Genomic DNA, 13,105 nt, shown 5'->3' with positions numbered 1-13,105 from the left:
CTTTTTTTGTTCATTCATGACTGTGGATGCCAAGTTCCCAAAAATAACTACTTTCCCAAAAAGCGGAGATACTACATACTATAAAGTGAACTTAATCGGCGGGGGCATACAACATCCTTCACCGAACATCAGTTAGAATAACCTTCGTTCTTACTGTCGCTCAAGCCTCCGTTCTTACTTCTTCTCTACTCTTCTTTTGAAAGGGGGGCTTAGCGCTAGTCGGAACGGGAAAACTGAATACGATATTCAGCAACAAGGAGGAAACTCATTGGCTAGCAAGAATGTAGACGATTATATTGAACAAGGTATACATGGACCAAAAGAAATCAATCCGGCGGAACGGCGCAAGTTTTTGGGGACGCTCAGGGAGCGGATTGTCCTGGCGATGACAATTGATCAAGTAATGGAGAATAACGTATATAAAGAAACGGAAGATGCGCTAAAAGCCAATAAAGATGCTACTCTCTTTTTGAATGGCGAAATCGCCTATGAACATCTCTCGAAATATATAAAGATTGCCAAGGGGAATGATGTGGATTTCACAATTGTCAATAACCAAGAACATGTAACGGAAATAGGGCTTGTTCTTGCCCATAGCTATGCAATTGACAAAGAACATATTTATATCTCTTCAGGCTCCTTTGGAACAGAAAACGGACAGGAGCATAACAATCTAAAAAAGAAAGGCTTTTCCCTGCTGAAATGGTTGAAGAACTGAAAATTCACTTGTTAATTGGAATAATAAGGCTGGGACAGAACCCTCCTCNTTGCGTTCCATAGTTTCTTTCCATCCCGCTTCTCAAGCGGCTTTGACTTGTTGGCGGAGAAGATAAATTTAGACGGTTTGATTCGAAATGCCAGCTTAGTCATTACCGGCGAAGGCAGAATGGATGAACAATCCCTCCATGGCAAAGTGCCTGGAGGGATAGGCAAATTGGCCAAAAGGCATGGCAAGCCAGTGGTCGCTTTTACAGGCAAAGTGGATATAGATGCCAATGTGGCGAAACGAGAAGGAATCGATGCCATCCTTCCGATCGTGAATGGACCGATGTCCCTGGAGGAAGCGATGGAACACGCCCCTGCCCTACTTTATGAAGCGGCCTGCCGGATGTGCCAATTGATGAAGCTCACATTCGATTGAATGAATCCATAAACAATAGAGGCTGGGACAGAACCCTCCTCTAAAATGAAAAAGCCGGTGAAATTTTACAATGAGTAAAATTTCACCGGCTTTGATTTTTTTCAAAATAAAATAAGGACATTCTCTGTTAAAATTAAGTTACCACACAAAACCAAACAGAAAGAAGTGTCCTTATGTTTAAAGATTATAACATGAATCAATTAATTTTGCCTTTAGATTTAGAAGTCAGATTACAAAAGAATGATATCGCCTTCCATGTACACCACTTAGTTGAAAGTATTCCTCATGAAGCGTTTGAACCATTTCTGCGGAATGAGGGTTGTCCTGCCTATCATCCACGCATGATGTTGAAAATTATCCTATGTGCCTATACACAATCTGTCTTTTCAGGTCGGAAAATAGAAGCCCTTTTAAAGGACAGTATTCGTATGATGTGGCTGGCGCAAGGATATGAACCAAGCTACCGCACCATCAACCGTTTCCGTGTTCAACCTGAAGTAAAAGAATTAATCCGCCAATGTTTCGTTCAATTCCGTTGCCAGCTCGTCCAAGAAAAAATCATTGATCAAGAAGCCATCTTTATTGATGGAACGAAGATTGAAGCGAATGCGAATAAGTTTACGTTTGTTTGGAAGAAATCCATCGAGAAGTATCATCAGGGATTAATCGAAAAATCAAATCATCTATATAAAGAGCTGCTTAAAAATGAAATCATGCCTCAAATTGTACAGGAAAGTGAAGAAGAGTTAACGTTGGAAGAGCTCACTCAAATCGTTGAAAAAGTAGATGAAGTGATTTCTGAGTACGATCAAAAAATAGAGGCATCAACGAATGGAGCCGAGCGAAAAGCGTTGAGAAGTGAACGGAAATTCCCAAAACAAGCACGAAAACAATTAATGGACCATATCCAACGAAAACAGAGATATCAAAAAGACTTTGAAATATTCGGCACACGAAATAGTTATTCAAAGACAGATCCCGACGCGACCTTTATGCGTATGAAAGATGATTATATGAAAAATGGTCAATTGAAAGCCGGTTATAATGTACAAGTGGCAACAGAAGGACAATACGCGCTTGCCTACAGCCTCTTTTCGAATCCAACTGATACCCGTACATTAATCCCGTTCTTAGACCAAATTGAACAACATTATTTTGAGTTGCCAAAGCACATCGTCGCAGATGCAGGATATGGAAGTGAACAGAATTATGATGATATCCTTTCAAATCGTAAACGAGAAGCGTTAATTACCTATGGAATGTACGTGAAAGAGCAAAAGAAGAAATATAAACAAAACCCATTCAATACAGCGAATTGGCAGTATGACAAAGAAAAGGATGTATACACGTGTCCCAACCAACAACAACTTGTCTTTAAAAATTATTCAGTACGAACAGATAAAGAAGGCTTCACACGTGAATTTAAGATTTATGAGTGTGAAAACTGTTCAGGATGCCCATTGCGTTCCTCATGTACAAAAGCAAAAGAAGGAAACCATCGAAAAGTAATGGTGAATGAAAAATGGGAACAACAAAAAGAATACGTAAGAGCGAAGCTTTCAGAAGAAGAAACGAGTTCCATTTATCGTAAAAGAAAAATAGATGTGGAACCAGTTTTTGGATTCTTGAAGGCTAATTTGCATTTCAATCGATTTTCAGTTCGAGGAAAATCGAAAGTTGAAAATGAAATGGGCCTTGCATTAATGGCCGTGAATTTAAGGAAATTCACGGCTAACAGGTAAGGATGATTAGAGAAGAATAGAAAAAAGTGAAATTGAGCGCACTCAATTTCACTTTTTTCATTACTTTTTTCATTATTGAAGCTAGTTCTGTCCCAGCCTCATTTCTGTCGGGTTTGGTGTTTGATTAAATATTTGAATAGTTAAAAAGGGGTGATTGGATGAAGTTCAGTCCGGTAGAAGCGATGGAAGTGAAAGCTAAAGAGCCTAAACCATCCTTGCTTGGGATCATGGTAAAACCAGTTGAACATTTTGAACGCATAAGAAAGAATCCGGTTATCTGGATGCCAATCATTGTTTTGGCAATCCTTTTTGCCGCAGGAATTTACTTGAACTATGATCAAGAGGCGGTAATGAAGGAAATTAACAAGACCAGCAGTATAACGTTGTCAGAAAGCGACAAGGAACTAATGAAAACAACTTCGATGATTTTCGCTATTATTGCCGGCATAATAGCCCCTCTGATAGGCGCCCTGGTGAAAACGATTGTGTATCAAATCGCGGCTAAAATCCTGAAAGCGCCGGTAGCTTTTAAGCAATTGTTTTCAATGTGCCTGCATATTAGCTTCCTGTCTGCAATCGCCTTGCTTGTCAGCGGGGCGATCAGATTCGCATTCGGCCTTTCCGGTTCCGGTATGCTGACGGGCATTTCTTATTATATGGGCGAAAGTGGAAGAGCATGGGGTTCAATTGAGTTATTTTCCATTTGGACATTGGTCCTATCGGCAATCGGCTTATACAGAACGGCCCATTTCTCGAAAAAGGCTGCATGGGGAATTCCAATCGTGTTGTTTATCATCGGTATGCTTTTTCATCTTCTGGGTGCCAGCATCTCCTAGCTGTTTCAGGGATCCCTTCCTGCCCAGGTAGGGATTTTCTTATTTAAAGAACGGCTCTTTCTGTGATAAAATGTCTATGTTGGTGTTCGCATCAAATTATTGTAAGCATTTAAGGAGAGAATCGTACAATGGATAAAGTGTTAGTCTTTGGACATAAAAACCCGGATACAGATACTATTTGCTCAAGTATTGTGTATGCCGACCTGAAAAAACAACTAGGCATGGATGCTGAAGCGGTCCGTTTGGGAGAAGTCAATGCTGAAACGCAATATGCACTGGACTATTTCAACGCCCAAGCGCCAAGATTGATTGAAACGGCAGCCAATGAATGCCAGAATGTCATTCTTATTGACCACAATGAACGCCAGCAAAGTGTTGGGGATATCGATCAAGTTACAATCAAGGAAGTAATCGATCATCACCGTATTGCCAACTTTGAAACAAGCGACCCATTATACTACCGCGCAGAACCTGTCGGATGTACAGCTACAATCCTTTTGAAAATCTTCAAAGAAAAAGGAAAAACGGTATCTAAACAAAATGCAGGATTGATGTTATCTGCCATTATTTCTGATTCATTATTGTTCAAGTCACCAACCTGCACAGAGGAAGATATCACAGCCGCGAAGGAATTAGCTGCCATCGCTGAAGTGGATGCAGAAACATACGGCTTGGAAATGCTTAAAGCCGGCGCTAAACTTTCAGATAAATCAGCACAGCAATTGATTAGCATCGATGCGAAAGAATTCCCGATGGGCAATTACAAAGTGGAAGTCGCACAGGTGAATGCCATTGACGTAAATGAAGTGCTTGCCCGTAAAGAAGAATTGGAACAGGCAATCTTCCCGGTCATCGAGGAAAAAAACCTAGATCTTTTCCTATTGGTAGTCACAGATATCCTGAACAGTAACAGCACTGCGCTTGCTTTAGGTCGTGAAGCAGCCGCTGTTGAGGAAGCATATAATGTGAAATTGGAAAACGGGGTAGCGCTTCTGGAAGGCGTAGTATCGCGCAAGAAGCAAATTGTTCCAAACTTGACTGATATTTTCACAGCAAAATAAGTGGGCTTAAAACAGGCATGCGAGGAGCATGTCTGTTTTTTTGCAATTCGATCTCCTTTTTATAGTTATGTAAGCTATATTTTTTGGCAAACGTAGACCATTTCGTAACTGTCATTATCCAGGAGTGTGCCTTGCCAATCTTTATAGATCTCAACAATCTTTAAGCCATGGGCTGGCAACAATCTTTCCATCTCTTTCGGGAATACATATCGTAAGGTAATAGTAGTCCGTTTTTCCGCTATCGTTTTTTGGTTTATGCCCTTGTACTTTCTGATGGTTGTGTAATGCTGTGTTTGGGAGAGGGAGTCATAACGGCTGATGGTAAAAACGTCAACTATAAGATGGCTTTTGCTGTCTGTATAGCTTCGCCAATATTCTTCAGTCGGCGGCTGCAAAAGTTCTTCTGTACTTGGAAATCTTGTATTGAAAATGAATAGGCCATCTTTTTTTAAAAGCTTATGAACGGATACCAGCAATCCATCCTGCTCTTCGTTTGTAAGAAAATGCTGAAACGAGTTGCCGACAGAGTAAATAAAATCAGTTTTTATATCCATATTTAATCTGGTACAGTCTTGTTCCATCCACTCAATCGGCAAGTTTAAAGAAGAAGTTTTCTTTTTGGCTGCTTCAAGCATTCCGGTATGTATGTCAATTCCAATTATATGATGTCCTAGTTTGGCCAAAGGTACCGTTGCCCTTCCTGTCCCGCATGCCAGGTCGATTATTGGCCCGCTGCACTTTTCAGCCATTTTTGACAGGAAAGAAATATCTGCTGTCAGACTGCTATTTTCCTGATCATATAAATAAGGGTCCTCATATTCTTCAAAATTATCCATGGGTATCTTTTCTCCTTTGTAATTATTTACAGGATTAACTATAAATAGTTTACATTGGAAATGTTGGTGGAGGAATAGTTACATGTAAATAAGGATGTGTTCCAAACATATTTTTTTATTGCTTTCTTCTCTCATGCTACACTATTTATAAAGAACAAAAAGGGAGTGAAACCATGAATATCACATGGGATGCACAAGCGCTAAAGCAGGCAAAGAAATTGACTGCCGGTAAACCAGGTTTTTTTAAATTAATTTATGATAATGAAGACTGCGGCTGCAGCGACGGTATTACCACTTTATGGTATATTGCAGAGCCGGAAGGGAATGAAGGGACGATTGAGTCGAATCTAGGGCCGATTCTAGCAGACCGGGACCAGATGGCGTATTTGGAGGAAGAGATGCAAATAACATGGGTCGAAGATTACAGCAGGTTCCGCTTAAAGACAGCGGATGGAATAATAAATCCTTTTATGAAATTTTATAATTGGGTTAAATAAACAGAATTGAAAATTTTGGATTGTCCTCAGTTGGGCCTGTAGGATACATGCCTATCTGTTTTTTGGTCTTTCTGCATATGATGCAGAAAGCTAGAAACAGAGGAGGATTTTTTATGTATGATGATCCCTATATTCATTTACCGATAAATCTATCCGATACCAGGCGGCCATTTTGGGGTGGGCGTCCAGGCTGGGGAGTCCGCCCAGGTTGGGGTTGGGGAGGACCCGGCTGGGGCTGGGGAGGCGGATTCGGAGCTCCTTTTGTTGGCGGTCTTGTAGGTGGATTGGCTGCATCTGCTTTAATAGGCGGGCCTTATGGTTTCGGATATCCGTACCCATATTATGGCGGGCCATTCATATTTTAAGATAAGTGTTGAAAGCCTCTATAACAGAGGCTTTTTTGCTGGGATTTGTTTTATGGTAATCATATTTAAAGGGTCGGCTTTGGGTTTGGAAGCAGATTAATGGGGATGTGCTCATATTTTATATAATTGGTATACACATGTTTTGGTTATATTGATATAATATAAACAATGTTTTAACGATAGACACGCCTACATAGTGTTGAAAAGGATATTTTATTTGTAAAATTTCCTTTTTTTCTTGATACATGCCTTATATAGGAGTAAAATTGAATTTATCATATTTTTCTGATAATTAATTGATCCCGTTACCACTGTCACTAAGGCTTCTACTTCATTAGGAGAGTGTAGGCGAAGAAGCAGAAGCGGCGACAGTAACAACTCGGGTTGGTTTAACGAATGACTGGCAGGGAACGAATGAAAATTTGAAAGTCCCTGCCAATCAGATTTTCACTTTATCAGTAAATAAGCAAAGGAGACATAAATATGACTGAAAATACCATCAAAGTTTTGCTTAGTGACGAAAGAAAAGAGAAACCGCAGGACGATTCCCTGCAGTTCGGCAAAGTTTTTACTGACCATATGTTTGTAATGGATTATATGGAAGGGAAAGGTTGGCATAATCCACAAATCATCCCTTACCAACCGATTACTTTGGATCCTGCATGTATGGTCTTCCACTATGGCCAAACTGTTTTTGAAGGGATGAAAGCGTACCGCACAAAAGATAATCGTATTGTTCTGTTCAGACCGGAAAAGAATTTCGAGCGCCTAAATCAATCTAATGACCGCATGTGCATCCCTCAATTCGATGAAGAGTTGGCTTTGGAAGGGTTGAAGCGGTTGATCGAGATTGAGAAGGACTGGGTGCCTTCTGCTCCGGGAACATCATTATATATCCGTCCATTCATCATCGCAACCGAACCATTTCTTGGCGTATCTGCATCCGACCGTTATAAGTTCATGATCATCCTTTCACCGGTTGGCGCTTATTATAAAGGCGGTATCAATCCCGTTAAGATCACAGTCGAAAATCAATATGTCCGTTCAGTGAAAGGCGGAACTGGAACAGCTAAAACAGGCGGCAATTATTCTGCCAGCTTAAAGGCACAGGAATTAGCCGCAAAGAATGGTTCTTCGCAGGTTCTATGGCTTGATGCCCTTGAAAAGAAATATGTTGAAGAAGTTGGCGCTATGAACATCTTCTTTAAAATCAACGGAGAAGTTATTACACCAATGTTGAATGGCAGCATTCTTCCAGGTGTAACGCGCAATTCTATTATTGAGTTGCTTAAGCATTGGAATATTCCTGTATCGGAACGCAGAATCAGTATTGAGGAAGTATTTGAAGCTAGTGAAAAAGGGCAATTGGAAGAAGTATTTGGCACCGGAACTGCCGCTGTCATTTCTCCTGTCGGCGGACTGGTATGGGGAGACAAAGAAATTGTGGTTAACGGCAATCAAACAGGTGAGCTGTCGCTTAAATTATATAATACATTGACTGGAATCCAAAACGGGGACATTGAGGATCCGTTTAACTGGGTACAAGAAGTCGGAATGCATACTTACGCATAATGCCATCCAAAAAAAGCGGATCTTTACTGCTGGGAAAATCAGTAAAGATCCGCTTTTTTGCGTATTTGCTACTCTATCCGTTCTGCTTCGATAGCAGGTTTCCGCAGATAGGTTTGCAATTCCATGCTATTGGATGTGATATCTGCAAGCGTGTAGGCATCAAGGACAGAAAAGAAGGAATTAAGAGCTTGATTGAAGATTCCCCGTAATGAACATACAGGGGCGATCGGGCAGCTGTTATGGTTATTGGAGAAGCATTCAACGATATAAAAATCTTCTTCTGTTCTTCTTACCAATTCTCCTATGTTGATTTCCGCAGGGGCTTTAGCCAAGCGGTTACCACCGTTTCTTCCTCTGATTGTCTCGATATACCCCATTTTTCCTAATTGATAAATAATCTTTGTAAGATGGTTTTTACTAATGCCATAAGCATCGGCCATCTCTTGTATTTGAACAAGCTTATGGTTATTAATAGAAAGATATACCAGCACCCGGATGGAATAATCACTAAAACTGGTTAGTTTCATGTGTATCTCCTCACTTAAAAGAACCCTTTTGTTCATTTTATCACAGAAAAGACACACTTTACAAAAAAGCGTGAAAAAGATGTATTTAAAATATTGCTTTATGGAAAAAAGAGGCTATAATAAACATGTATTTAAAATACTTCTTTAAGACAAAGGGGATTAGAACAATGTTATCTCAACAAACAATCGATATCGTCAAATCAACCGCTCCAGTGCTTGAAGTAAAAGGCACGGAGATTACAACCGCTTTTTACAGAAACTTATTTAAATCACATCCTGAATTATTGAATATATTCAACCATGCCAATCAAGAAAAAGGAAGACAGCAAACAGCGCTAGCCAATACGGTGACTGCAGCCGCATATTATATTGACCAATTGGAAGTATTGTTGCCTGTCGTAAAACAGATTGCCCATAAGCACCGCAGCCTGTTGGTCGCACCAGAGCATTATCCGATCGTAGGTGAACATTTGCTGGGGGCGATTAAAGAAGTGCTTGGAGATGCTGCAACGGATGAAATTATCCAAGCATGGGCTGAAGCTTATGGAGCAATAGCTGACGTGTTTATTTCAGTTGAAAAGGAAATGTATGATGAAGCAGCTGACCAAGAAGACGGCTGGAAAGGGCATAAAGAATTTGTCATTGATCGGACTGTTAAAGAAAGTGACATTATCACTTCCTTCTATTTAAAAGCGGCAGACGGTTCTGCATTGCCTGCGTTCCTGCCTGGCCAATATGTGACTGTGACAGTCAAAATTCCAGGCGAACCATATACGATGAACCGCCAATATAGTTTAACGAATGCTCCAGGGGAAGATTACTACCGTATTTCTGTTAAGAAAGAAAAAATCGAAGGCAATCCGGATGGCAAAGTTTCAAACTATCTTCATGATCTAGCTAAAGAAGGCGATCTTGTGCAGCTAACAACACCTGCAGGAGAATTCACTGTGGATATCGCTTCTGGCCAGCCGATTACATTCTTATCTGCCGGTGTCGGAATTACGCCATTTATGAGCATGTTGCATACAATGGCAAACGAAAACCCAGAGAGAGAAGTTCATCTTGTCCATGCAAGCAAAACAAAGAATGTTCAGGCGTTCGCTGAAGAAATTGAATCACTCCAAGATCGGATGCCGAATCTTGACGTTGCATTCTATCATGACGGAGAAAAAGAAACAGACAACGCAACTACAAATCATAAATATGGCCGGATTACAGGAGAGGTTATTGCCCACTATCCGAAAGAGAGTGTCTTTTATGTTTGCGGACCTGTTGGATTTATGCAGTTTGCAGTAGAGGAATTGCAAAGTCAAGGAGTCAGCGCAGACCAAATTCACTACGAATTTTTCGGTCCGGCTATGGAAATCAAAGAAAAAGCGGTTTGATCGCAAAGCAAAAAGAGAAGGTGCCATTCACCTTCTCTTTTCTATTGGCTCAAAATCTATTAAGGAATCATCCATGATAAAATGCCGTTTTGCAGTGTTGTAATGATTGCTACAAGGAGCAAAAGGAAGAAACTGTGCTTCAATGTGAAGCGTAGCAGTTCTGATTCTCTGCCTGCCAATCCAACTGCCGCGCAAGCAACTGCAATTGATTGAGGCGAGATCATTTTTCCGGTTACTCCGCCGGATGAATTAGCTGCAAGTGCAAGGACCGGTTCCATGCCTATTCCGTTTGCGGTAACTTGTTGTAAAGTAGCAAACAAAACATTGGCTGATGTATCGGATCCTGTGATAAATACTCCGAGCCATCCAAGGAAAGGCGAGAAGAACGGAAAGAATGATCCCGTTTTTGCCAGTGTCATGCCGAGCGTAGTTGTCATTCCAGCTGCATTCAGTACATATGCGAAAGCGACGACTGAAATGATCGTTAAAAGCGGGAATTTTAATTCATTTAAGGTTTCAAAGAAAGTCTTGGCCCAGTCCTTGAATGAAATGCGGACGATAAACTTAGTGATCAAAGCCGCAATCATAATGGCCGTACCGGCTGCTGCAAGTAATTCAATTTTATATAGCGCGCTAATAGGCTCCCCGCTAGAGTTTAAAATCAGATTATTTAAAAAAGGCACTTCAGGAGTAAAAGTGATGGAATGCCCAACGCTGTTAATAAGCTTTAAGATGGCATTTCCACCTTCATAATGGCCGGCAAGAGCCAGTTTGATTTTTGGTATGCCCCAAAGAGAAATCATCATCGTCAATACTAGGAAAGGCGACCAGGCTTTAAATATTTGGGCGCCTGTGTAAGATTCATTTTGTTTTTCCATTGTTGCAGCAGCTTCATTTTCATGTTTGAAACGATAAATTGTTTTTGGTTTCCAGAACTTAAGGAAAATAGCTAGAGCAAATAGAGATACTAGCGCTGATAATACGTCAGGTAGCTCTGGCCCCAAAAAGTTCGATGACAGGTACTGTACAGCGGCAAATGAAATGCCGGATACCATGATGGCAGGCAAAACTTCCAGTGTTCTTTTCCACCCGACCATAATCATTACTAAATAAAAAGGAATGAATACGGAAATAAATGGAAGTTGTCTTCCGACCATTTTGGAAATTTCAAGCGCAGGAATCCCGGTCGGACCTTCCATAGCTGTAATCGGAATTCCGATTGCTCCGAAAGCTACCGGAGCAGTATTTGCAATCAAGCAAAGCCCGGCGGCATAGAGGGGATTAAAACCAAGCCCAACCAGCAAAGCAGCTGAAATCGCTACCGGTGCCCCGAACCCAGCTGCACCTTCCAGGAAAGCCCCAAATGAGAATGCCACAAGCAAAGCCTGTAGTCTTCGGTCTTCTGTAATCGAAAGGACAGAGGAGCGAATGATATCAAATTGGCCGGTTTTAACCGTCAGTTTGTATAAGAATACCGAAGTAATAATAATCCAGCCAATCGGAATGATGCCATAAACCCCTCCTTGCGTGGCGGACATGACAGCTTTACTGGCCGGCATTTTCCATAAAAATACGGCAATGATAATAGCGACAAGCAATGTTAATAAACCAGCTGTATGCCCTTTCATTCGTTTGATAGCCAAAGCCCAAAAGAAGAAAAGGATTGGAATAAGTGCAACGATGGCAGATCCATATAAAGAATCCATCACCGGCGAAAAATTTTGTGACCATGTCAATGATAACATCCCCTTTGTTTAAGCGTTTCAGTGATGAAGCAGTCCAAATGGTTATCCCTGGCCATATGAACCGAGAGTGCCCAGCTATAACGGGCAAACAAAATTTCCCCCTTAAAAGTCAAAAATCCAAAGTAAGCCCTTACAAAAAATCTAAAGTAAGGTCATATGATGACTGAATGACAAGATGACTATATTTGTTTCTCATTATATGTTACAGTTTTATCGGAATGCAATCATAATTTTCTATTTTTTGAATATAAGGGAAAATAGATGGTTGCCAGATTAGTTCTTGCAGCCATTACGGACCTAAGAGACGGCAGGATGTGTCTATTTTAAATACAGGAGAGACTACAGATGGATATAGAATACAGAGCAATTAAGCCAAGAAAATTATACGAGGAAGTTGCAGAAATAATCCACAATATGATTAAACAGGGGACACTTAAACCAGGGGATAAATTGGAATCTGTCCAACAATTGGCGGAAAACTTCCAGGTGGGGAGATCGGCCATTCGGGAAGCGCTGAGTGCGTTGCGGGCAAAGGGTTTGGTTGAAATGAAACAAGGTGAAGGCACATATATAAAACGGTTTGATGCAAGTACGATCGATTTTTCCTTTTCTTCCGCTGTATTGATGAACAAAGGCGATATTGTCCACCTGCTAGAAGTCAGAAAGGCGGTAGAGATTGGCGCTGTCAGGCTGGCTGCCCAAAATCGAAAAGAAGATGACATCAAGCAATTACGGGAAATATTAGGGAGAATGAAAGACGCATTTGGGGATGATGTAAAAGAGGAAGCGACAGATATTGAATTCCATTTGGCGATTTCAAAAGCTACACAAAATCCTATGTTTTACCAACTGATGCAAACGGTTTCTGGGATGATGAGCGCCAATATGAAAGAAACAAGGAAAATTTGGCTATATTCCAAAGAAACAACGATTGAAACCCTATATGAGGATCATATAGCGATACTCGAAGCGATCTGTTCAAGGGATGGGGAAGAGGCAGAAAAGCGTATGTTCAATCATTTAACCGTTGTCGAAAAAAATATGGCCACCTATTATTATGATCGAGAAAAAGAAAACTAAAGGCGCAAAAATTCTGTTGTACATCGTTGGAGTATAATGGTGTCCAATAAACATAGAAACCTTTTATGGCTTTGCGCCGTGGATGCTCACCGCCCGCCATGCGGAAAGTGAGCATCTTGATCTTAATCGTCGCTTGCCTTTTTTCAGAAGGAGGTGTGCAAGCGGTTTTTCATTTTGAACATGAACAAGTTTGTTCTTCAACACTGTGAGGGGAAATTTTCACCTTTTCAAACTTAGATATCGAAAAATTAGGAATGATATGTTAAATTATATTAATAAGCATTCCTATTTTAGGGTGTTATGGATGAATATGACTGT

General features: G+C 40.8%; 12 protein-coding genes and 1 pseudogene. 10 read left to right on the top strand and 3 right to left on the bottom strand.

The features are described from left to right. Positions 1-268: 268 nt before the first annotated feature. The 5 genes and pseudogenes from BN1765_RS11335 to BN1765_RS11315 all read left to right on the top strand — a co-directional run bounded on the left by BN1765_RS11335 (position 269) and on the right by BN1765_RS11315 (position 4,780). Positions 269-718 (top strand): YueI family protein, encoded by a 450-nt coding sequence (locus BN1765_RS11335; RefSeq protein WP_069203021.1) that lies wholly within the window; start codon positions 269-271, stop codon positions 716-718. A 63-nt stretch (positions 719-781) separates the two neighbouring features. Then, positions 782-1,141, top strand: a pseudogene (locus BN1765_RS11330) (glycerate kinase); the annotation flags it as partial. Between the two features lie 173 nt (positions 1,142-1,314). Next, entirely contained in the window at positions 1,315-2,883 is a 1,569-nt protein-coding gene (locus BN1765_RS11325; RefSeq protein ID WP_050614516.1) for an IS1182 family transposase, read from the top strand. 158 nt (positions 2,884-3,041) lie between these two features. Next, positions 3,042-3,719 (top strand): YknW family membrane protein, encoded by a 678-nt coding sequence (locus tag BN1765_RS11320; protein ID WP_050615234.1) that lies wholly within the window; start codon positions 3,042-3,044, stop codon positions 3,717-3,719. A gap of 128 nt (positions 3,720-3,847) precedes the next feature. Next, on the top strand, positions 3,848-4,780 hold the full coding sequence (locus BN1765_RS11315; protein ID WP_050615233.1) for a manganese-dependent inorganic pyrophosphatase: 933 nt from the start codon (positions 3,848-3,850) through the stop codon (positions 4,778-4,780). A gap of 74 nt (positions 4,781-4,854) precedes the next feature. On the opposite strand, the gene BN1765_RS11310 is transcribed toward BN1765_RS11315, so the two are convergent. Further along, a complete protein-coding gene (locus BN1765_RS11310; protein ID WP_050615232.1) occupies positions 4,855-5,616 on the bottom strand; it encodes a class I SAM-dependent methyltransferase in 762 nt (253 codons plus the stop codon). Between the two features lie 173 nt (positions 5,617-5,789). Between BN1765_RS11310 and BN1765_RS11305 the strand changes: the two genes are divergently transcribed. From BN1765_RS11305 to BN1765_RS11295, 3 genes are all read left to right on the top strand, one after another. Next, positions 5,790-6,113 (top strand): iron-sulfur cluster biosynthesis family protein, encoded by a 324-nt coding sequence (locus BN1765_RS11305; RefSeq protein WP_050615231.1) that lies wholly within the window; start codon positions 5,790-5,792, stop codon positions 6,111-6,113. Between the two features lie 113 nt (positions 6,114-6,226). Then, the gene (locus BN1765_RS11300; protein WP_050615230.1) at positions 6,227-6,478 is read left to right on the top strand and encodes a hypothetical protein; all 252 of its coding nucleotides are present in this window, start codon (positions 6,227-6,229) and stop codon (positions 6,476-6,478) included. Positions 6,479-6,961: 483 nt separating this feature from the next. Further along, complete coding sequence (locus tag BN1765_RS11295; RefSeq protein WP_050615229.1) at positions 6,962-8,050, top strand: branched-chain amino acid aminotransferase; 1,089 nt, start codon at positions 6,962-6,964, stop codon at positions 8,048-8,050. A 68-nt stretch (positions 8,051-8,118) separates the two neighbouring features. Here BN1765_RS11295 and BN1765_RS11290 read toward each other — a convergent pair whose 3' ends face one another. Then, positions 8,119-8,577: an RrF2 family transcriptional regulator gene (locus tag BN1765_RS11290; protein WP_050615228.1), complete on the bottom strand. Its 459-nt coding sequence runs from the start codon at positions 8,575-8,577 to the stop codon at positions 8,119-8,121. Positions 8,578-8,744: 167 nt separating this feature from the next. On the opposite strand from BN1765_RS11290, the gene hmpA reads away from it, so the two are divergent. Continuing rightward, the gene (hmpA, locus tag BN1765_RS11285; RefSeq protein WP_050615227.1) at positions 8,745-9,962 is read left to right on the top strand and encodes an NO-inducible flavohemoprotein; all 1,218 of its coding nucleotides are present in this window, start codon (positions 8,745-8,747) and stop codon (positions 9,960-9,962) included. 59 nt (positions 9,963-10,021) lie between these two features. Here hmpA and BN1765_RS11280 read toward each other — a convergent pair whose 3' ends face one another. Next, positions 10,022-11,707 (bottom strand): L-lactate permease, encoded by a 1,686-nt coding sequence (locus BN1765_RS11280; RefSeq protein WP_187119443.1) that lies wholly within the window; start codon positions 11,705-11,707, stop codon positions 10,022-10,024. A 345-nt stretch (positions 11,708-12,052) separates the two neighbouring features. Here BN1765_RS11280 and BN1765_RS11275 point away from each other — a divergent pair, with 345 nt between their 5' ends. Further along, positions 12,053-12,787, top strand: coding sequence for a FadR/GntR family transcriptional regulator (locus BN1765_RS11275; protein WP_187119442.1), 735 nt, complete (start codon positions 12,053-12,055; stop codon positions 12,785-12,787). Positions 12,788-13,105: the final 318 nt, after the last annotated feature.

The sequence above is a fragment of the Bacillus testis genome (assembly GCF_001243895.1).
Classification (GTDB): Bacteria; Bacillota; Bacilli; order Bacillales; family DSM-1321; genus Bacillus_AD; species Bacillus_AD testis.
The sequence above is the reverse complement of the archived record's forward strand: the minus strand, read 5'-3'. Positions and strand labels throughout refer to the sequence as shown.

Bases quoted from the DNA above. Each gene is read 5' to 3' on its own strand.
- BN1765_RS11325 (WP_050614516.1), top strand. From the start codon at position 1,315: ATGTTTAAAGATTATAACATGAATCAATTAATTTTGCCTTTAGATTTA.
- BN1765_RS11320 (WP_050615234.1), top strand. From the start codon at position 3,042: ATGAAGTTCAGTCCGGTAGAAGCGATGGAAGTGAAAGCTAAAGAGCCT.
- BN1765_RS11315 (WP_050615233.1), top strand. From the start codon at position 3,848: ATGGATAAAGTGTTAGTCTTTGGACATAAAAACCCGGATACAGATACT.
- BN1765_RS11310 (WP_050615232.1), bottom strand. From the start codon at position 5,616: ATGGATAATTTTGAAGAATATGAGGACCCTTATTTATATGATCAGGAA.
- BN1765_RS11305 (WP_050615231.1), top strand. From the start codon at position 5,790: ATGAATATCACATGGGATGCACAAGCGCTAAAGCAGGCAAAGAAATTG.
- BN1765_RS11300 (WP_050615230.1), top strand. From the start codon at position 6,227: ATGTATGATGATCCCTATATTCATTTACCGATAAATCTATCCGATACC.
- BN1765_RS11295 (WP_050615229.1), top strand. From the start codon at position 6,962: ATGACTGAAAATACCATCAAAGTTTTGCTTAGTGACGAAAGAAAAGAG.
- BN1765_RS11290 (WP_050615228.1), bottom strand. From the start codon at position 8,577: ATGAAACTAACCAGTTTTAGTGATTATTCCATCCGGGTGCTGGTATAT.
- hmpA (WP_050615227.1), top strand. From the start codon at position 8,745: ATGTTATCTCAACAAACAATCGATATCGTCAAATCAACCGCTCCAGTG.
- BN1765_RS11280 (WP_187119443.1), bottom strand. From the start codon at position 11,707: ATGTTATCATTGACATGGTCACAAAATTTTTCGCCGGTGATGGATTCT.
- BN1765_RS11275 (WP_187119442.1), top strand. From the start codon at position 12,053: ATGGATATAGAATACAGAGCAATTAAGCCAAGAAAATTATACGAGGAA.